Raw genomic sequence first — 20,377 nt, 5'->3', positions numbered from 1 at the left:
AAGGAATACGGACAGCTTAAAAAAATTTGAGCTGTCCGTTTCTACCTATATAAATATAATCCAAGCGTAAATACATAATAATTTTTGGGAGGAATAAGGATGACGCTATTTACAAAGAAAGATCATATTGTCGAGAATTTTCATGGCGTAGAGGTGGCAGATCCGTACCGTTGGCTCGAGGATGCCGATTCACAAGAGTCACGGGAATGGACGGAGGCACAGAATCACAGAACAAATCAATATTTAAGTAGCTTTACAGAAAGGGAACAGGTAAAGGAAACCTTAACAAATCTGCAGAATTACGCAAAATATTCGTTACCGCAAAAGGAGGGGGATTATTATTATTTTCATAAAAACGATGGTCTCTTGAATCAGTCAATTTTTTATCGATCTAAATCGCTGGAGAAAGATGACATCGAAATTGTCCTCGATCCTAACAGCTTAAATGAGGAAGGAACAGCAGCGATCACAAATATTACTTTTAACGACGACGGTTCAAAGATGGTTTATGCCATTTCTTACAACGGAAGTGATTGGCAGGAGGTAAGAATCCGCGATCTAATAACAGGCAAGGATTTCCCAGAGGTATTGAAAGGGTGCAAGTTTAGCAGTTTTGCTTGGAACAAGAATAGGCGAGGTTTCTATTATAATCGCTATCCACAGCCAGGAACCGTTCCTCCGGAAGAGGAGAGCTTTTACAATCGAGTATACTGGCACCAGGTCGGGACGGACCAGGAAGAAGATCGTTTAGTTTATGAAGACCCTGGACACAAAGAATTTTCTTTTGCACCTAGGTTTTCTGATGATGATAAATACTTACTATTAACCGTATTTAATGGAACCGAGCCGAAGAACCGAATTTATTATCAAGAGGTGGAAGGAAAAGGGGAATTTATCCCGCTTATTAATGACGGAGAAGCTTATTATACTTTTCTGGGAAATGACGGTGTGGATTTTTACTTTTTAACCAATCGTGATACACCGAAAGGAAAAGTAATTTCAGTAAATCTTCATCGTCCGAAAATGGAAAATTGGCAGGAACTGATTTCGGAACAAGAGGATCCTATTTCCTTTATAAAAATAATTGACCACAAGTTTGTTGTTTGTTCGATGCATAATGCCTATGATCGATTAAAGGTTTATGACAAAAATGGAGTATTTCAACAGGAAATTTCATTGCCGTCTTATATTACAGTTACAGGTATCACGGGCGAGAAGTCTTCTCAGGAAATGTTTGCCGGCTATACATCTTTCCTGTATCCAACTAAAATGATCAAGTGTGATATGAAAAATTATCAGATAACCCCTGTGTTTGAAACGGCTGAGCAGAATGAGGCAGATGCTTATGAAACGAATCAAGTTTGGTATCGTTCTAAAGATGGAACGAAGATTCCGATGTTTCTAACTCATAAAAAAGACCTCGACTATACAGCTGACCATCCGGTGTTACTATACGGTTACGGCGGCTATAATATCAGCCTGACTCCAAGTTTCTCACCTGCTCAAAGAATGTGGATTCAATCAGGGGGAATATATGCAGTCGCCAATATTCGCGGCGGCGGTGAGTTTGGCGAGGATTGGCACCTGGAAGGGATTCTAGAAAAGAAACAAAACTCATTCGATGATTTCATTGCTGCTGCCGAGTGGTTAATCGAAAATCAATATACCAATCCAAAAAGAATCGCCATCATGGGAGCTAGCAACGGCGGTATGCTTGTTGGGGCATGTATCACCCAGCGGCCTGACTTATATGGTGCCGCGCTTTGTCTTGTACCGGTAACCGATATGTTAAGGTTTCACCGCTTTACAGTGGGGCGTTTTTGGACAACTGAATTCGGCAATGCCGAAACAAATCCCGAGCAATTTAATTTTATGTTCAAATACTCACCTTTGCACAATGTTAAAGAAGGTGTAGAATATCCGCCGACACTCATTACCACGGCGGATACCGATGATCGCGTTGTCCCGCTGCATGCCAAGAAATTTGCTGCAGCCTTACAAGCGGTCCAGAGCGGAACCAATCCGATATTATTAAGGGTTGAAAAAAATGCCGGGCACGGACTTGGTAAACCGACTTCAAAAGTTATTGAAGAACAGACAGACCTGTACACGTTCTTGTTTAAGGAATTGAGGCTTGATCTTTAACACATCATCTTTAGCATAGTGTAAAAAAAGGCACCCTTGTCCGGTGCCTTTTGTCATCATTTATTCTTTCATTCTAGGGTCAAAGGCATCACGTAGGCCGTCCCCTACAAAGTTAAACGCTAAAACAGTAAGCAAAATTAAGAGGCCTGGAAATAAAGGGTACCACCATGAAGTAATCAAGATATTAAAATTTTGCGCGTCCTGGAGCATATTTCCCCAGCTTGGTGTTGGCGGCTGGACGCCTAATCCTAAATAACTTAAGGCTGATTCCCCTAGAATAACTCCCCCTACGCCTAGCGTTGCTGAAACAATAATCGGCCCCATGGCATTCGGCAAGATATGTGAAAAAATAATTCTTGAACTGCGAATCCCCATGGTTTTGGCAGCTAACACGAATTCACGTGTCCGTAATGTGAGAAACTCCCCCCGGACTAATCGTGCCGTTCCTGTCCAGCCAAATAAAGCGAAGACCATGATCAAAGTTGTTAAGCTCGGCTGAAAAATAGTTACCAGTGTAATCAATAAGAAAAGGGATGGAAAGGAAATAACAACGTCAACAAAACGCATAAGAATCGCATCGATGAATCCTCCGTAGTACCCTGCAATGGATCCTACAAGGGTGCCGATAAATATTGAGCCTGCAACCGATAAGAAACCGACCATCAATGAAACCCGGGCCCCATATAGAAGACGGCTCAGCGTATCCCGGCCAAGCGTATCTGCTCCAAGTAAGTACTTTTTACCCGGTTTGGCAAGCTTATCTAATAATGATTGATGACTTGGGTCAAAAGGAGCCAAAAGCGGTGCAAAAATGGCCGCCCCAATGACAATAATCAAAAAAACGGCGCCCGCCACTGCCAGCTTATTTTTCATAAAGCTGCGGAAAATAATCTTTCGCATTGTGTCAGGCGGTTTTGGTATATTTTGTGATGGCACCAATAATGGGCGAGCCGTATTGGCTGTTACTTTCTCTTGGGGTAAAGACATTGGTAATTCCTCCTAATATTCGATTCTCGGGTCAAAGATGCAGTACAAGATATCAGCCAGCAAATTCCCGATGACGACCAGCGCAGCGGCAATCACGGTGATGGCCATAATAACCGGATAATCTCGTTGAAAGGCGGCATCGAAAAATAATAAACCGATCCCCGGCCAGCTAAATATTTTTTCTACAATAACAGACCCGCCGATAAAAGAGGGCAGCATCAGGCCGAAAATGGTGATAATCGGTATTAATCCATTGCGCAGTCCGTGTTTAAAAATGACTTTTCGCTTTTTGAATCCTTTTGCTCTTGCAGTTCTTATGTAATCCTGCCGCAGCACTTCAATCATACTTGAGCGTGAATAGCGGATGAGTCCAGCCAAATCAGCGATTGAGAGAACGAAAGCAGGTAAAATTAAATGGTGGATCCTGTCCCATATGCTGAATGGCGCATTTAGCGTAGCCACTCCGCCTGTCGGAAACCAAGGTAAGTTAACAGCAAATACCATTATAAGCATAATGCCAATCCAAAAACTTGGGGTAGCAAGCCCTAAAAAGGAGCCAAATGTAATCGAATAATCAGTAAGAGTATTTTGTTTTGTTGCTGAAAGCACACCTAAAGGAATGGAAATCAACACAGCTATTAAAGTAGAAACACCCATTAATAACAAAGTGTTCGGAAGTCTGCCCATAATCATTTCGCTGACAGGTATTCCTTGTCGTATTAGAGATTCCCCGAAGTTCCCTTGAATCATCTGCCCTAACCATCTAAAATATTGGACATAAATGGGGTCATTTAGGCCATATAATTCCTTAAATCCTTCTAAATTCTCCGCTTTAATTCTGGGGTCGATTAAAAGCGCTGTCGGGTCACCGGGTGCAAGCTTAATAATCAAGAAAGCAAGCATTGTAATCCCGAGAAGCAACGGAATGGAGAGCATCGTACGGCGGATTATATATGAGAGCATTGGTTCTCCTCCTTAACATGATTTTGAAGAAACACGGAAGGGCTGAACTGCCCTTCCGCGTCCCCGACTATTATTTTTCAAAGTACCATTTTTCAATTTCAAAATAAGTGTTTGCAGTATTATATATCGGGCCATGAAGCTTAGGATTTATTATCATATGTCCGTTTGGATAGTATAGGAATGTCGCTGGCTGGTCTTCTGCCACTATTTGATCCACCTCATGCATGATTTTTAGGCGTTCCTGTTGGTCTACGATTCTTGTATTTTCTCGAACAAGCTCATCAACCTTTTGATTTGAATAAGCTTGATAGTTTAGCCCTTTTTCAATTTCATTTGTATCCCAGAACCAGGTCGGGTCTGGGTCGCTTCCAATTGACCAGCCGGCTACAATGGCATCAAAGTTCCAATTAGGAGGGCTAGTTTCTTTTACATAAGCACTCCATTCTAACAATTGAATGTTAGCCTTAATTCCAATCTGTTTAAATTGTTCTTGCACAACCTGAGCAATTTTTTGTCGTGTTTCATTAGCTGAAGTTGTTTTAATCGTGAATTCAAATTTCTTGCCGTCCTTTTGCAGGATGCCGTCAGAACCTTTCTCCCAGCCGGCCTCTTTTAATAATTCTTTTGCTTTATTCACATCGTATTCAAATTTCGGCATATTCTCATTGAAGGCCCAGTTTGCCGGACTTCCTGGTCCATGTGCAACCGTGCCATCTCCGTTTAAAATGGCTTTAACAATCGATTCCTTGTCGATCGCATGTGTTAAGGCAATACGGACATTACGGTCTTTAAATAATGGGTTTCTTAGGTTATAGCCGAGATACTCCCATGAGTTGCTTGGACCCGAAAGTATTTTTACTTTTCCTTGCTCTTCTAATTTTTTTGCCGATTCCATTTGTTCAGGTGCAATACTCGTTAAACTGATTTCTCCCGTTTGCATTTGAGCCATTAATGCATTTGAGTCTGGAACAATTTTGTCGATAATCCCGTCTAACTTTGGTTTGCCAAGAAAATAATCATCATTTGCGGCTAACTTAATATATTCGCCGTCTTTCCACTCTTCAAACTTGAATGGACCAGTCCCAATTGGATTTTTTGTATTAAATTCGTGTTTACCTAAATCCTGAATTGGAACATCGCCTAGAATATGCTTTGGCAGAATCCCGCTTGTTCCAACGAAAGCCAGAAACGGAGCATACGGTTCTTTCAAAGTTATTTTTACTGTGTAATCATCCACTTTTTCCACTTTTGTAATGGTTTCGAACGATAGGCCCCGTGGTCCTTTATAATCCTTGCTTAATGGAATGCTATAGGTAAAGACGACATCATCTGCCGTGAAGTCCTTGCCATCATGCCATTTCACACCTTTTCGTAATTGGAAAGTCCATGTTAAACCGTCGTCCGAGTTCTCCCATTTTTCAGCCAGGTCCGGAACCGGATTGAATTCTCGGTCGATTGTCACAAGACCGCTGTAGATAAATCCTTCAATCATTGAACTGGATGTGTCGGTAGAGTATAACGGATTAAACAGCGTAGGTGACGCGGTTGTTCCAAGGACTAAGGTACCGCCTTGCTGGACTTCTTCTTTACCGCTCTTTGTGCCGTCTTTTTTCGTGTTGCTTCCATAGTCAGTTGATGTTTCAGCCGAACACCCTGTGATTAGTAGGAAAAGTATTAACAATAGCGATCCTAAACTAAATACAGATGATTTCTTTTTCAAATTTACCCCTCCATATCTTTTTAACATACCTAATCTAATGAAATGATAAGAGCGCTTACAGCATCACCCCCTTTTAAGGAAAGCCCAACCGTCTTATTCATAAAGATGACAAGCGATGAAATGGTTTGGCTGCACTTCTTTAAAGGCAGGGACTGCTTCACGGCAGGCTGGCATGGCATGTGGGCATCTTGTATGGAACACACATCCTTTTGGCGGATTTGCCGGACTTGGCAGATCTCCGGTAAGGATGATCCGTTCCCGCTTTGCCAGTCCATTTTTCCGGGGAACAGGGACAGCCGACATGAGTGCCCTAGTATATGGGTGAAGCGGATTCGCAAATAGGTCCTCCTTATTTGCCAGTTCCATCATTTTTCCTAAATACATTACACCAACACGGTCAGAAATATGGCGGACAACACTTAAGTCATGCGAGATGAAAATATACGTTAACCCAAATTCAGATTGCAGGTCTTCCATTAAATTAATGATTTGCGCCTGAATGGAAACATCCAGTGCTGAAACAGGCTCGTCTGCAATAATTAATTCCGGTTTGAGTGCTAGGGCTCGGGCAATTCCGATTCTCTGCCGCTGCCCTCCGGAGAATTCATGAGGATAACGGTCTTTGTATGTACGATTAAGTCCTACGGTTTCAAGCAGTTCTTCAACTTTTTCCCATCTTTCGTTATTGCTCCTGTAAAGCTGATGGGCCGCTAATGGCTCAAGCAGAATTTTACCAACTGTTTTTCTCGGATTGAGAGAGGCAAACGGGTCTTGAAAAATCATTTGAATTTGCCGTCTTATCATCCTTCTAAGCTGATTTTCTTTTAAACTGGTAATATCAGTATTATTAAAATGAATGCTGCCATCGGTCGGTTCATACAGCCTTATAAGCGTTCTGCCAAAAGTGGATTTTCCGCAGCCGGATTCGCCGACAATCCCTAAAGTTTCCCCTTTTTTAACTGTCAAATTCACGCCATCAACAGCTTTCACATGTCCGACGGTTTTTTGCATGATCCCCGCCTTAATCGGAAAGTATTTTTTTAAATCTTTTACATGCAAAATTTCCGGTTCACTTGAAGGCTTAGGTCTTTCGTTTTGGTTTAATTGCTTACCTGTGTACATGCCGTCTCCTCCTCATACAAAAAACACCTAACTAAATGGGGTGATCCCAAATCTTTCAAAGAAGGATTTTCTTCAAAACAGCGGACGAATGCTTTACTGCATCTTGGTGAAAATCTGCATCCCTTTGGCATATTATCAGGAGTTGGAACATTTCCTGGAATGGAAGAAAGCCGATTGATTTCTCCCTCAATTTGTGGAATCGATTGAATTAAGCCAATTGTGTAAGGATGTTTAGGGGCATCGAATAGGTCTTCAATGCTTGCTTGTTCAACAACTTGTCCGGCATACATGACAATCACCCGTTCAGCCAATTCAGATACGACCCCTAAATCATGTGTGATTAATAAAATCGATGTATCGAATTTTTGACTCAATTCTTTCATTAAATCTAATATTTGTGCCTGGACGGTTACATCCAAAGCGGTTGTCGGCTCATCGGCAATTAATAGTTTCGGGTTACAGCTCATTGCCATGGCAATCATGACCCTTTGCCTCATCCCGCCGGATAAACGGTGGGGGTAATCTTTAACGATTTCCTCTGCCCGCGAAAAACCAACCAGCTTTAATAGTTCAATTGCCTTCTTCATAGCCTCTGAATGTTTCATCTTCTGGTGGTATACCAATACCTCCGCCAGCTGTTCACCAATAGTCATAACAGGGTTAAGCGAAGTCATTGGCTCTTGGAAAATCATCGAGACCTCTTTGCCGCGAATTTTGCACATCTCATCTTCACTTAACTTGGATAGATTGACTCCGTTAAATTGAATATTGCCGTCAATCGCCCCAGGTGTGGGGACTAGTCCCATGATAGAAAGGGAGGTCATGCTTTTTCCGCAGCCGGATTCACCGACGAGAGCAACTGTTTCCCCTTTTTTGATTGCAAAATTCACATTCTCTACGACGGTTACCTTTCCTTTTTTATAGTCAAAAAAAGTGGTTAGATCTTGTACTTCAAGTAAATTAGTCATAATTCACCCCGCTGCTTTTGTAGTAGAAATGATTTTATTAAAAATTTAAAAAATTCTACCTTTGACTGATGCAATAATTGTGCCATTTGATAGATAACAGAGGGTCATTATTGTTACTGGATATTAAAGGGAGCAAACGATGTATAACTTTTTTTACATTTTTCCAAATATTATACATATTCGTGTCTAGGTTATTGGACAGTTCATTCCCGGGATTAATTATTAAAACATTCAGAATAGTGTTAGAAAAAAGTTGGTATAGAATTTGCAAGAGGTAAAAGGTAATTAGGTATATGAAAATAACGGGGGTGTCGAAATTTTGTTGAAGTATATTTTTAGCAGAATAGGATATATGCTAGTTACTTTTTTAGTAATTGCAACTTTTACATTTTTATTAATGCAAACATTGCCGGGGTCACCGTTTAATGATGAAAGATTATCAGAAACACAGAAAGAAAGGCTATATGAAAGATATGGGTTGGATGAACCTGTACCGCTGCAATACATTACTTACATGAAAAATATCTTTAAGGGGGATTTTGGTGTTTCGTTTCAATATGACGGGCGCTCCGTTTCGGATATCATCGGTGAGCGTATTGGGGCATCTGCTGTACTGGGGGCACAATCGTTAATAGTCGGAACAGTGTTTGGAATCATTTTAGGGATTATTGCTGCACTAAAACATAATACCGCTATTGATTACGGTTCAATGATCATCTCGGTTATAGGCATATCGGTACCTAATTTTGTCTTTGCGGGATTGCTTCAATATTGGGTTGGAGTTCGTCTCCAATGGCTGCCTGTTGCCTTTTGGGAAGGCTTTGAATATTCCATTTTACCGACAATTTCATTAGCGGTTTTTGTGGTTGCGACAATTGCTAGATTCATGCGGACAGAAATGCTTGAAGTAGTAGGTCAAGATTATATTGTAACAGCGCGGGCAAAAGGGTTGAACAGTTTTTCAATTATTTTAAAACACAGTCTCCGTAATGCGGCAATACCAATTGTAACAATATTAGGGCCAATGGCAGTATCGTTATTAACGGGGACATTAGTAATAGAGAAAATCTTTAGTGTGCCGGGACTTGGTGAGCAGTTTGTTAAGTCCATTATGACGAATGATTTTCCGGTAATCATGGGGGTAACCTTGTTTTATAGCATTCTATTTATTGGGATTGTTTTGATTGTAGACATCCTTTACGGAATTATCGACCCAAGAATTAGATTATCAGGAGGGGCCAGATAATGATAATAAAAAATAAAGAGCTGTCAGAAGAATGGTTTTTACCCGCAAAGAAGAGAAGTTCCGCAGATCAGATCACGCGTCCTGCTAATACATATTGGCAGGATGTGTGGAGACGTTTTCGTAAAAATAAGGCAGCTTTAACGGGGTTAATTCTTATCTCTATCATTTTGCTTCTAGCGTTATTTGGACCATATGCCAATAATCACGGTTATGATGAACAAAATTTATCCCGTGCAAATTTACCACCTAAAATACCAGTCTTGGAAAATATCTCTTGGCTTGGTTTTAGCGGTGTTGATATAAAGGGGGTAGATAAATATAAAGAAAATAATGTTTCTGAATATTACTGGTTTGGGACAGATAATTTGGGCAGAGACCTTTGGACGCGAATCTGGGAAGGAACACGCATCTCCTTATATATTGCCTTCTTGGCAGCGGCCATTGATTTACTTATCGGTGTGGCTTATGGTGGTATTTCAGCGTATTATGGCGGTCGAATCGATAATATCATGCAAAGGGTTATTGAAGTTTTAGTAGGTATTCCACATTTAATTGTTGTAATCCTGTTAATCTTGGTTTTGCAGCCAGGGATTATAACCATTACTTTAGCAATGGTTATAACAGGATGGGTAGGAATGGCTAGAATTGTTCGCGGACAGGTTCTAAAGCTAAAAGAACAGGAGTATGTTTTAGCCTCCAAAACGTTAGGAGCAAAGAACACAAGGATGATTTTGAGACATTTAATTCCCAATTCCCTGGGGCCTATTATCATTACAACGATGTTCACTATTCCAACAGCTATTTTTACTGAAGCATTTTTGAGTTTCATAGGTCTTGGGCTTCAGCCGCCAATCGCTTCCTTAGGAACCTTAATAAATGATGGTTATAAATTCTTACGGATTTATCCACATATGCTTACTTTTTCGGCGATTATTATTAGTTTGATCATGATCAGTTTTAACTTGGCAGGAGACGGGCTCCGAGATGCCTTGGATCCTAAAATGCGCAAATAGGGGGCAAGGTTGTGGAAAAAATACTAGATATTAAAGATTTGCAAGTATCCTTTGACACCTATGCAGGTGAAGTCAAAGCAGTAAGAAGTGTTTCTTTTCATCTTAATAAAGGCGAGACACTTGCCATTGTTGGAGAATCAGGATCGGGAAAATCGGTTACCTCCAAGAGTCTAATGAGGTTATTGCCAAATCCTCCCGGACGAATAACCTGTGGGGAAATTCTGTATGAAGGGAAGAATCTCGTAGCTTTATCAGAAAAACAAATGCAAAGCATTCGGGGATCTGATATTTCAATGATTTTCCAAGATCCTATGACATCCCTTAATCCAACCATGACAATTGGGAAACAGATTATGGAAAGTATTTTAAAGCATCAAAGACTGCCAAATAAACAGGCGAAAGAAAAAACAATTGAACTGCTTGAAATGGTTGGAATTCCAAACGCGGCAAAAAGATTTTCTGATTATCCACATCAATTTTCCGGCGGAATGAGACAGCGGGTTGTCATAGCAATGGCCATTTCGTGTAATCCTAAAATTTTAATCGCTGATGAGCCAACAACTGCCTTGGATGTTACAATCCAAGCACAAATTTTAGATTTATTAAAGGATCTTCAGAAAAAAATGGGGACCGCGATTATATTTATCACTCACGATTTAGGTGTAGTGGCTAATATTGCTGATCGTGTAGCGGTAATGTATGCCGGAAAAATTATTGAAATCGGAACCGTCGATGAAGTATTTTATAACCCGCGGCATCCGTATACATGGGGTCTTCTTGGTGCGATGCCAAATGTAAATTATCGTGATGAAGAATTAATTACTATTCCTGGAACACCGCCAGACTTATTAAAGCCGCCCGCTGGGGATGCATTTGCACCCCGAAATAAATATGCTTTGGAAATCGATTATCACTTAGAACCGCCAATGTATAAAGTATCAGATACTCATTATGCAGCAACATGGTTATTACATGAGAAGGCGCCGCAAGTTATTCCGCCAGAAAAGATGAGAATACAAGACCATTCTGCTTCTCCTGAGACAACAAAAACTTGTGTTCAAAAAAAAACGGATTCGAAAGAGAAACTTCTAGAGATAAGGAATTTAAAGAAATATTTCCGGAGCGGAAAAAATCAAATTTTGAAAGCGGTGGATGGATTAAACTTTGAAATATTTAAAGGCGAAACCTTTGGTCTAGTTGGAGAATCGGGATGTGGAAAATCAACAACAGGAAGAATCATAAGCCGTTTATACCGTGCCACAGATGGTGATGTTTTTTACAATAACGAAAGTATTTTTGGAAAAAAGTCGGATAGTCAATTGCAGGCTCTTAATCAGAAAATCCAAATGATATTTCAAGATCCTTACTCGTCGTTAAATCCCCGACTTACCGTGGCAGACATTATTTCTGAAGGAATGGATATTCACGGGCTGTATAGCAATAAAAAGGAGAAAATTGAAAGTGTATATGAGCTTCTAGAAACTGTAGGACTAAGCAGAGAACATGTGAATCGTTATCCACATGAATTTAGCGGTGGGCAGCGCCAGCGAATAGGGATTGCAAGAGCATTAGCCGTAAATCCCGAATTTATTATTGCAGACGAACCAATTTCCGCCCTTGATGTCTCCATTCAGGCACAAGTTGTCAATTTAATGAAAAGGCTGCAAAAGGAAAAAGGGCTTACCTATTTATTTATTGCCCATGATCTTTCGATGGTAAAATATATTAGTGACCGGATTGGCGTCATGTATAAGGGAAGAATTGTTGAGTTGGCCGGAAGTGACGAACTGTATCAAAATCCATTGCATCCTTATACGAAATCTCTCCTATCCGCAATTCCGGTACCAGATCCAAATATTGAACGTCATCGTAGGAGAATTAAGTTTGATACTAAATTTGCATGGAGTGGCGAGGGAGAAGAACCTATATTAAGGGAAGTAAAAAATGGCCATTGGGTGGCATGTACCGAACTTGAATATTCTAAAATAAAAAAACAAGGATCAAAGGTTATTTAAATCCCGTTAGAAAAGGGTGACCAAATTATCAGTAATATTATAAAAATGACCCTTTCAGTAATCGTTTTGTCCGTAATATCATCATTGATTATAGGGCATGTATCTTGGGTGAAATTCATAAATTATTTATTTTTCATTTCCTTATTTATGCTTATGGCTGGCGCCAGCTTGTTAGTATTTAAAGGGGGGATGTTTAATGGGATTATTTATAGTTTTACAAAGTTTAATAAGAAATTCTCAAAAGTGGATGGTTATGTTGCCGAACAAATTAGTGATTTGCAAACTCCTTCAGTAAAAAATAGGGGGAATTATTCCATCACGTTTTCTCTCCTTATTTCGGGAGGAATTATGTTTCTATTTACACTTATGACATCAATTATATAAGTAAAACGCCTGGGTTTTGATAACCCAGGCGTTTTACTTTAATTATTTACCATCAATAAAAGTCCACTTATAACTATAGGTTGAATTTTGGTGTGCGACGATTCCTTTTACGTATGGTTTAACAAGATAAGCTTCACCTGCTTGATACATTGGTGAAATTGCGGTGTCTTGATCTATTAGAATACGTTCAGCTTCTTGTAAATCGGCGATACGGCCAGCCAAATCTGAAAAATCAACCTGGGCTTTCTTAATTAACTTATCAAATTCATTATTTTTATAGCTTTGCCAGTTGTAAGGACCATCTGAGAGATGAATGGACAGAAAATCAATTGGGTCTGCTAGATCACTGCGCCATCCTGAATGTGTCATATCATATTCTTGTTTTGCTTCTAGAGCCAGTTTTTGTTTATTTGGCTGCTGATTAATTTTAACCGTAAGCCCTGGCAAGTTTTTCTCGAGTTGATTTTTAATATATTCTGCTACGGCTTTTCTTTGCCCGTCATCATAGCTCAAAAACTCAAGTTCAATCTTGTCAGTACCTAATTCTTTTAACCCTTTTAGCCAGTATTCTTTCGCTTTCTCAATACCTTCTGTGTGAAAACTGCCGTATTTATTTCTGAAGTCTTTACCATCGGGGGATACTGCCTGTCCCTCTGGAATTAAGAAATATGCAGGTAATGACCCATTTTTAAGAATCTTCTCGGCAGCTTCCTTCTTATCCCATCCCATATCAATAGCTTTCCTAATATTTGGGTTGCTTAAATACTTATTTTGGGTATTAAAGCGTATAAAATATATTTCTCGTTTCATGGTTGTTTGAAGGTCTTGATGATCACGGTACAAATCAACAAACTCAGATGACAAATTGGTGAAGTCGACTGCGTTTGAATCATAAAGATTTACACCAGCAGATACATCTTTAACTACTTTATAGTTAATTGTCTGGAGCTTTACTTTGTTTGCGTCCCAATAAGATGGATTTTTCTTAAGTACCCAGCCTTCTTCATGCTTCCATGAATCGAGTAAAAAAGGACCGTTATAAATCAGGCTGTCCGGCTCGAGAGCATATTTATCTCCCTGAGACTTAATAAACTCTTCATTTTGTGGATAAAAAACGATATTTGTCAATTTATCAAGGAAATATGGAATAGCTTCTTTTAACTTTACCTCTAGGGTGGCGTCATCAAGTGCTTTTACACCTAAAGCATCAACTTTTCCATATAGGTTATTATTTTTGTCTTGGATTTCAATTGCGTTTACAATATTGTCTAATTCATAGGCATGAGGTGAAAGGGTATCCGGATGAAGGGCGCGTTTCCAGGCAAACACAAAATCGTGTGCAGTTACTGGTGTTCCATTGCTCCATTTTGCATCTTCTCTTAAGTGGAAAGTATAGGTTTTACCATCATCACTTACTTCATGATCTTTTGCAATCCCAGGAGTAAGCTTCTGGTTAGGGTCATAACGGTAAAGTCCCTCCATAATATTCATCATAATAGTTGCTGATAGTCCGTCAATAATTCCATTTGTTTTTAATGTTGGAATTTCATTAGCGGCGAATAAATTTAGCGTTTGCGTTTCAGGGTTTGCTGATTGCCCCTTTTCGTTTTCGCCTGTTCCTACTGGTTTACTAGAATTAGTGCTTTTTCCATAACATCCAGTCAAACTAAAAACAATGAGAAGTGAAAATAGTACAAAAGCTATCTTTTTCATCTACTGCTCATCCCCCTTTTTAAAATATTCAGACATTTATATTGCAAAAAGCATGCCAAATAGAAGATAAAAAGAATTTAACCCATTTTATAAAGGGTGTACAAAAAAATAGACAGTTAATTGTCTAAAAATTTTGAAAGTGTATAACAAAATTAAATGATGAAATAGCTTTGCTGGGTCCTGATTTAAATTTCTAAATAAAAATTCAGTGGCACAAAAATTGCATTTATAAATTTTGAAAAATAAATGTGAGGTGAAATCAATGGACCGGGTTCAGAGGCTAAGGGAGAAGATTCGTGAATTAGGCATTGATGGGATGATGATTATCCATCCATGGAACAGAGTATATATGTCCGGTTTTACAGGGAGTAATGGCGTTATCCTTATTACTGAAAATGAAGCGAAATTAATAACTGATTATCGCTATATCGAGCAGGCCCAGCAACAAGCTACAGGATATGAGATTGTGCTGCACTCCGGTCACACAGGCCACAAAGGGCGAATCTTTGATGAAGCAGCTGTACAGATAAAGCAAATGAAGATCACCAAGCTTGGATTTGAACAAGAGCATTTATCTTATGGAATGTTTGTTAAAAATAAATCTTCATTTTCAGCTGAATTAGTGCCAACAAGCGGAATAATAGAAGATCTACGGATGATAAAATCAAAAGATGAAATAGAAAAATTAAGAGTGGCAGCAGAAGTAACGGACAGTGCGTTTTTACATATTTTAAACTTTGTCCGTTCGGGAATATCGGAATTGGATGTTGCAAGGGAGCTTGAGTCATTTATCAGAGAGCATGGTTGTACGAACACAGGTTTTTCCCCGACTGTTGTTTCGGGCTATCGTGGATCAATGCCGCATGGCCGGGCAAGTGAAAAGCTAATTGAAGATGGCGATATGATAACCATTGACTTTGGTGCTAACTATCAAGGTTATTGGGCTGATATTTCAAGAACAATTGCGGTTGGTAACCCATCCCCCGAATTGTTAACGATTCATGATGTTGTTCTTACTTCATTTAAAAATTGTGTTGCCAATTTAAAACCCGGATTAACAGATCAAGAAGTAGATGCCTTAATGAAAGAAAATATTATTATGCATGGTTACAATGATCGTTCTGGTACCGGCACTGGGCATGGAATCGGTTTGGAAGTCCATGAACTCCCGCTTTTCTCGGTGCTAAAAGAGAAAACCTTAACAGAAAACATGGTGATCACTGTTGAACCGGGTATTTATTTACCTAATATGGGAGGAGCAAGGGTCGAGGACGTGATCCTAATTACCGAAAATGGCCGTGAAGTATTGACACCATCCACAAAAGAACTAGTAATTTTATAGATTTTGCTAAACAAATCTTCAGCAAAAATAAAATGGAGGGGAAAAAATGAATTTCAAAAAAATGTATACAACCGTGGATATGCATGTTTACGGAGAACCGCTTCGTATTATTACCGGAGGATTACCGGAGATTAAAGGACGGACTCAATTAGAACGGCGAGGCTACTGTATGGAGCACTTAGACCATCTCCGCGAGGTACTTATGTATGAACCTCGCGGACACCATGGGATGTATGGATGTATTATTACACCTCCTGCAAGTCCACAAGCCGATTTTGGTGTATTATTTATGCATAATGAAGGCTGGAGTACGATGTGCGGACACGGTATTGTAGCTGTTGTCACGTACGGAATTGAAACTGGCGCTTTCGAACTGTCAGGCGGCAAAGAAAAGTTTATCATCGACAGCCCGGCAGGCGAAGTTATTGCCTATGCAAAATACAATGGAAACCAAGTTGAATCTGTTTCATTCGAAAATGTACCCTCGTTTGTCTTTAAAAAGAATCTTCCCGTCAAAATAGATAATCATGAATTTCAAGTAGATATTGCATTCGGAGGAGCCTTCTATGCGGTAGTAAATAGCCAGGCATTCGGTTTAAAGGTGAATTTCACCGACTTACCGAAAATACAAGCGTGGGGAAAGAAAATCAAACAGTTTATAGAAAGCAATATGGATGTAAAGCATCCGCTTGAACATGGTCTAAAAGGCATTTATGGCGTCATTTTTTCCGACGATCCAAAAGAAAAGGATGCAGACCTTAGAAATGTGACCATTTTTGCGGATGAACAGGTAGACAGATCGCCGTGCGGTACAGGTACCTCAGCCCGACTTGCAACTCTTGTAGAAAATAGTGTTCTAAAAGAAGGTGGAAGCTTCGTCCATGAGTGCATCACGGATGGACAATTTATTGGTGAGGTACTGTCAAAGACGAAAGTAGCGGAATATGATGCAATTGTTCCAAAGGTTACCGGTCAGGCATTTATAACCGGATTCCATCAATTTGTAGTAGATCCGAGAGATCCGTTAAAGCAAGGTTTTTTACTCGGATAAACATGATGAAATAGGAGTGCTATTATGAGTAGTCAATATGAAACAAGATTGGTTAAATTAGTTCAGTATCTCGAAGCAAGACAAATAGAGTTAGCAATCATTAATTCCCCGAAAAATGTCTATTACTATACAGGCTTTAATTCAGAACCACATGAACGATTTATGGCATTAATTATTGACTTGCGTAAAGTAAAAAAGTTTTTATTCGTTCCAGCTCTCGATCTTGAGGAAGCAGAAAAAAGCTCGTCGGTTGAAACAATTATTCCAATTTCAGATGATCTCAACCCTTACCAGGTGTTAAAGAATACAGTCGAAGAAGGAGTAAAATCAATTGGATTGGAAACAAAAAATATCAGCTTATTTCAGCGGGAACAAATAAAACATTTCTTCGGTGATTTTCATTATCAAAACATTGGTGAATTTATTTCTAGTGAAAGAATGAAAAAATCTCATGATGAATGCGCTAAGGTTCAAACGGCAGTTTATGCAATCGAAAAAGTGTTAAGCGAAGGAATTAAACGATTTCAAACAGGGATGTCAGAGTTAGAGTTAACGGCTGAATTGGAATTTTTAATGAGAAAATTTGGCGCAGAAGGACCGTCTTTTTCAACCATAGTTTTATCAGGCAGCAAATCATCCTTGCCGCATGGTCGCCCAGATCAGAAGAAAATTCAGCACGGAGAATTTTTATTAATTGATATGGGAGTCCTCTTGGATGGATATTGCTCGGATATTACGCGCACCTTTGTGGTGGGAGAAGAAACCGACGAACAACGAAGGATTTATAATATTGTCCGGGAGTCGGTACAAGCCGGAATTCATGCTGTAAGGGCTGGAGTGCCTGCTGCCACCGTCGATCTTGCATCCCGGAATGTGATTAAAGAAAATGGGTATGGCCAGTATTTTAATAATCGAGTTGGTCACGGTTTAGGTATGGAAGTTCATGAAGAGCCATCGATTCATGAAAAAAATGAAATGCTCTTAGAACCAGGTTATTTATTTACGATTGAGCCGGGGATATACATTCCGGGATTTGGCGGGGTGCGGATCGAAGAAAATGTTTATATAAACCAACAAGGTGAAGCAGAAGTATTGACATCCTATCCAACGGAATTAACTAGCATAGATTAATGTATAAACATAAAAAGCCTGTCATATATATGACAGGCTTTCCTAATCTGAAAGTATGGAGACTATCGGGATCGAACCGACGACCTCTTGCATGCCATGCAAGCGCTCTCCCAGCTGAGCTAAGCCCCCGTATCTTTGATACAAAAGTTATTATATCTGCTATTTATCTTTCTTGCAAGAGGTAAATTTAAAAAAGAAGGAGTCAGCGCGATTTATAGTATTTCCTAAATAGTTAAACCTTTATTAGAATAGACTTATAAAAAGCGGGAATTACCCATTACATAACGATATGGAACCTGGGGAGGGGTATGGCATGCATAGTATTTTTAATAATGAAATGGCAATCATCATCATTCGGTTGTCCTTAATTGTTTTATTAAGCGGATTTATTGGGTTTGAAAGAGAGCTTAAAAACCATCCCGCCGGACTAAGAACGCATATACTAGTAGGTGTAGGATCCTGTTTATTAATGCTTCTATCATTATTTGGATTTGAAGAATTTATTAATTCTCATCCACAGTCGACAAGGTATGATCCAAGTAGAATTCCCAGTTATGTTGTTTCCGGAATCGGTTTTCTTGGTGCGGGCACCATCTTAGTCCATGGCGGGGTCACGGTAAAAGGACTAACAACGGCCGCAAGCATTTGGACAGTTGCCGGGCTGGGGCTTGTGGTTGGAGTCGGAATGTATTTCGAAGCGGTATTGGTGACGGTTATTATAATAACAACATTGTTATTCTTAGATAAATTGGAAACGAAGTTAGAGGTATTATTCAAAAAAAGAGATGTACCCCAGGAAAGTTATTTAATCTCCATTGTAATTAACAGGGAAAAAGAGAATCTCCATCTAATCAATCAGCTATTTCTTGATAAGAAACTTGAGGTACAAAAATTTAATATGGAAAATAGTGATTGGGATGGTTCAGTTGTGAAATATACTTTTAAAGTTAAAGTGCCGAATACAATTAATCAGATTGAAATTATGGAAAACCTCCAAGACTTAAGCAATGTTCAAAAAGTTCAAATTGAGAGCTGAGGATAAAAGTCAAGATGATCTCTTGGCTTTTTATTTTTCTATAATTTTTTTAAAAATTATATTGCAATCATTTGTTGTACATGATATATTAAGACTCGTCCTCTTCAAGAGAGAGTAAAACAACGAAAAAAACAAATTTAAAAAGTTGTTGACACTGAGAAGATGGATATGATAAATTAAAGAAGTCGCTTTTGAGCGATTGAGAAAAAATGTTGGATAAGAAAAATAATTCCAACTCAATTGTTCTTTGAAAACTAAACAAACAAAAACGTCAACAAACAATAATTATTCATCTCTTTATGAGATGAAGCCAACGTAACATTTATGAGCTAATCAACTTTCTTGGAGAGTTTGATCCTGGCTCAGGACGAACGCTGGCGGCGTGCCTAATACATGCAAGTCGAGCGAACTTGCGGGAGCTTGCTCCCAAAAGTTAGCGGCGGACGGGTGAGTAACACGTGGGCAACCTGCCTGTAAGACTGGGATAACTTCGGGAAACCGGAGCTAATACCGGATAATTCTTATCAACACATGTTGGTAAGCTGAAAGTCGGTTTCGGCTGACACTTACAGATGGGCCCGCGGCGCATTAGCTAGTTGGTGAGGTAACGGCTCACCAAGGCAACGATGCGTAGCCGACCTGAGAGGGTGATCGGCCACACTGGGACTGAGACACGGCCCAGACTCCTACGGGAGGCAGCAGTAGGGAATCTTCCACAATGGACGAAAGTCTGATGGAGCAACGCCGCGTGAGCGATGAAGGCCTTCGGGTCGTAAAGCTCTGTTGTTAGGGAAGAACAAGTATCGGAGTAACTGCCGGTACCTTGACGGTACCTAACCAGAAAGCCACGGCTAACTACGTGCCAGCAGCCGCGGTAATACGTAGGTGGCAAGCGTTGTCCGGAATTATTGGGCGTAAAGCGCGCGCAGGCGGTCCTTTAAGTCTGATGTGAAAGCCCACGGCTCAACCGTGGAGGGTCATTGGAAACTGGGGGACTTGAGTGCAGAAGAGGAAAGCGGAATTCCACGTGTAGCGGTGAAATGCGTAGAGATGTGGAGGAACACCAGTGGCGAAGGCGGCTTTCTGGTCTGTAACTGACGCTGAGGCGCGAAAGCGTGGGGAGCAAACAGGATTAGATACCCTGGTAGTCCACGCCGTAAACGATGAGTGCTAAGTGTTAGAGGGTTTCCGCCCTTTAGTGCTGCAGCTAACGCATTAAGCACTCCGCCTGGGGAGTACGGCCGCAAGGCTGAAACTCAAAGGAATTGACGGGGGCCCGCACAAGCGGTGGAGCATGTGGTTTAATTCGAAGCAACGCGAAGAACCTTACCAGGTCTTGACATCCTCTGACACTCCTAGAGATAGGACTTTCCCCTTCGGGGGACAGAGTGACAGGTGGTGCATGGTTGTCGTCAGCTCGTGTCGTGAGATGTTGGGTTAAGTCCCGCAACGAGCGCAACCCTTGATCTTAGTTGCCAGCATTCAGTTGGGCACTCTAAGGTGACTGCCGGTGACAAACCGGAGGAAGGTGGGGATGACGT

The 20,377-nt window shown here is 40.2% G+C and carries 15 protein-coding genes, 1 tRNA gene and 1 rRNA gene (1 of these 17 cut by a window edge); 10 read left to right on the top strand and 7 right to left on the bottom strand.

Annotated elements, in window-relative coordinates:
• The first annotated feature begins 99 nt into the window (after positions 1-99).
• Complete coding sequence (locus A6749_RS06270) at positions 100-2,145, top strand: prolyl oligopeptidase family serine peptidase (RefSeq protein ID WP_066386304.1); 2,046 nt, start codon at positions 100-102, stop codon at positions 2,143-2,145.
• A gap of 60 nt (positions 2,146-2,205) precedes the next feature.
• Here the strand turns inward: A6749_RS06270 and opp4C are convergent, their stop codons facing one another.
• The 5 genes from opp4C to A6749_RS06245 form a co-directional block, all read right to left on the bottom strand.
• Entirely contained in the window at positions 2,206-3,132 is a 927-nt protein-coding gene (gene opp4C / locus A6749_RS06265; RefSeq protein WP_066386302.1) for an oligopeptide ABC transporter permease, read from the bottom strand.
• Between the two features lie 12 nt (positions 3,133-3,144).
• A complete protein-coding gene (locus tag A6749_RS06260; RefSeq protein ID WP_066386297.1) occupies positions 3,145-4,095 on the bottom strand; it encodes an ABC transporter permease in 951 nt (316 codons plus the stop codon).
• Between the two features lie 70 nt (positions 4,096-4,165).
• Positions 4,166-5,815, bottom strand: coding sequence for a peptide-binding protein (locus A6749_RS06255; RefSeq protein WP_066386295.1), 1,650 nt, complete (start codon positions 5,813-5,815; stop codon positions 4,166-4,168).
• A 93-nt stretch (positions 5,816-5,908) separates the two neighbouring features.
• Positions 5,909-6,937, bottom strand: a complete 1,029-nt coding sequence (locus tag A6749_RS06250; protein ID WP_066386291.1) for an ABC transporter ATP-binding protein — start codon at positions 6,935-6,937, stop codon at positions 5,909-5,911.
• Complete coding sequence (locus tag A6749_RS06245) at positions 6,916-7,905, bottom strand: ABC transporter ATP-binding protein (RefSeq protein ID WP_066386290.1); 990 nt, start codon at positions 7,903-7,905, stop codon at positions 6,916-6,918. The genes A6749_RS06250 and A6749_RS06245 overlap by 22 nt, the downstream gene beginning before the upstream one ends.
• A gap of 319 nt (positions 7,906-8,224) precedes the next feature.
• Between A6749_RS06245 and opp3b the strand changes: the two genes are divergently transcribed.
• The 4 genes from opp3b to A6749_RS29365 are packed head-to-tail and all read left to right on the top strand — an operon-like array spanning position 8,225 to position 12,563.
• Complete coding sequence (gene opp3b, locus A6749_RS06240) at positions 8,225-9,151, top strand: oligopeptide ABC transporter permease (protein WP_066386288.1); 927 nt, start codon at positions 8,225-8,227, stop codon at positions 9,149-9,151.
• Positions 9,151-10,164, top strand: a complete 1,014-nt coding sequence (gene opp3C / locus A6749_RS06235; RefSeq protein ID WP_066386287.1) for an oligopeptide ABC transporter permease — start codon at positions 9,151-9,153, stop codon at positions 10,162-10,164. Before opp3b ends, opp3C begins: the two co-directional genes overlap by 1 nt.
• Positions 10,165-10,175: 11 nt before the next feature.
• On the top strand, positions 10,176-12,179 hold the full coding sequence (locus tag A6749_RS29265) for an ABC transporter ATP-binding protein (RefSeq protein ID WP_084797647.1): 2,004 nt from the start codon (positions 10,176-10,178) through the stop codon (positions 12,177-12,179).
• A 45-nt stretch (positions 12,180-12,224) separates the two neighbouring features.
• Positions 12,225-12,563: a DUF3899 domain-containing protein gene (locus tag A6749_RS29365; RefSeq protein ID WP_066386279.1), complete on the top strand. Its 339-nt coding sequence runs from the start codon at positions 12,225-12,227 to the stop codon at positions 12,561-12,563.
• A 42-nt stretch (positions 12,564-12,605) separates the two neighbouring features.
• Here the strand turns inward: A6749_RS29365 and A6749_RS06220 are convergent, their stop codons facing one another.
• Positions 12,606-14,276: a peptide ABC transporter substrate-binding protein gene (locus tag A6749_RS06220; RefSeq protein WP_066386278.1), complete on the bottom strand. Its 1,671-nt coding sequence runs from the start codon at positions 14,274-14,276 to the stop codon at positions 12,606-12,608.
• Positions 14,277-14,538: 262 nt separating this feature from the next.
• On the opposite strand from A6749_RS06220, the gene A6749_RS06215 reads away from it, so the two are divergent.
• Genes A6749_RS06215 through A6749_RS06205 form a run of 3 tightly spaced genes read left to right on the top strand, consistent with a single transcriptional unit; the run spans position 14,539 to position 17,800 of the window.
• Positions 14,539-15,618 carry a M24 family metallopeptidase gene (locus A6749_RS06215; protein ID WP_066386275.1) on the top strand — a complete coding sequence of 360 codons (1,080 nt, stop codon included), beginning with the start codon at positions 14,539-14,541 and terminating at the stop codon, positions 15,616-15,618.
• A gap of 46 nt (positions 15,619-15,664) precedes the next feature.
• A complete protein-coding gene (locus A6749_RS06210; protein WP_066386269.1) occupies positions 15,665-16,669 on the top strand; it encodes a proline racemase family protein in 1,005 nt (334 codons plus the stop codon).
• Positions 16,670-16,693: 24 nt separating this feature from the next.
• Positions 16,694-17,800 (top strand): M24 family metallopeptidase, encoded by a 1,107-nt coding sequence (locus A6749_RS06205; RefSeq protein WP_066386264.1) that lies wholly within the window; start codon positions 16,694-16,696, stop codon positions 17,798-17,800.
• Positions 17,801-17,856: 56 nt separating this feature from the next.
• Here the strand turns inward: A6749_RS06205 and A6749_RS06200 are convergent.
• Positions 17,857-17,929 (bottom strand) — tRNA-Ala (locus A6749_RS06200).
• A 184-nt stretch (positions 17,930-18,113) separates the two neighbouring features.
• On the opposite strand from A6749_RS06200, the gene A6749_RS06195 reads away from it, so the two are divergent.
• Positions 18,114-18,836: an MgtC/SapB family protein gene (locus A6749_RS06195; RefSeq protein WP_066386261.1), complete on the top strand. Its 723-nt coding sequence runs from the start codon at positions 18,114-18,116 to the stop codon at positions 18,834-18,836.
• Positions 18,837-19,175: 339 nt separating this feature from the next.
• Positions 19,176-20,377: ribosomal RNA gene (locus tag A6749_RS06190) — 16S ribosomal RNA — on the top strand; it runs 348 nt beyond the window's last position.

It is taken from the genome of Neobacillus mesonae (assembly GCF_001636315.1).
GTDB lineage: Bacteria > Bacillota > Bacilli > Bacillales > Cytobacillaceae > Neobacillus > Neobacillus mesonae.
The sequence above is the reverse complement of the archived record's forward strand: the minus strand, read 5'-3'. Positions and strand labels throughout refer to the sequence as shown.

What these genes read in the sequence shown, in the direction of transcription:
- A6749_RS06215 (WP_066386275.1), top strand. Translation starts at nt 14,539, where the DNA reads ATGGACCGGGTTCAGAGGCTAAGGGAGAAGATTCGTGAATTAGGCATT.
- A6749_RS06270 (WP_066386304.1), top strand. Translation starts at nt 100, where the DNA reads ATGACGCTATTTACAAAGAAAGATCATATTGTCGAGAATTTTCATGGC.
- opp4C (WP_066386302.1), bottom strand. Translation starts at nt 3,132, where the DNA reads ATGTCTTTACCCCAAGAGAAAGTAACAGCCAATACGGCTCGCCCATTA.
- A6749_RS06210 (WP_066386269.1), top strand. Translation starts at nt 15,665, where the DNA reads ATGAATTTCAAAAAAATGTATACAACCGTGGATATGCATGTTTACGGA.
- opp3C (WP_066386287.1), top strand. Translation starts at nt 9,151, where the DNA reads ATGATAATAAAAAATAAAGAGCTGTCAGAAGAATGGTTTTTACCCGCA.
- A6749_RS06205 (WP_066386264.1), top strand. Translation starts at nt 16,694, where the DNA reads ATGAGTAGTCAATATGAAACAAGATTGGTTAAATTAGTTCAGTATCTC.
- A6749_RS29365 (WP_066386279.1), top strand. Translation starts at nt 12,225, where the DNA reads ATGACCCTTTCAGTAATCGTTTTGTCCGTAATATCATCATTGATTATA.
- A6749_RS06220 (WP_066386278.1), bottom strand. Translation starts at nt 14,276, where the DNA reads ATGAAAAAGATAGCTTTTGTACTATTTTCACTTCTCATTGTTTTTAGT.
- A6749_RS06260 (WP_066386297.1), bottom strand. Translation starts at nt 4,095, where the DNA reads ATGCTCTCATATATAATCCGCCGTACGATGCTCTCCATTCCGTTGCTT.
- A6749_RS06195 (WP_066386261.1), top strand. Translation starts at nt 18,114, where the DNA reads ATGCATAGTATTTTTAATAATGAAATGGCAATCATCATCATTCGGTTG.
- A6749_RS06245 (WP_066386290.1), bottom strand. Translation starts at nt 7,905, where the DNA reads ATGACTAATTTACTTGAAGTACAAGATCTAACCACTTTTTTTGACTAT.
- A6749_RS06250 (WP_066386291.1), bottom strand. Translation starts at nt 6,937, where the DNA reads ATGTACACAGGTAAGCAATTAAACCAAAACGAAAGACCTAAGCCTTCA.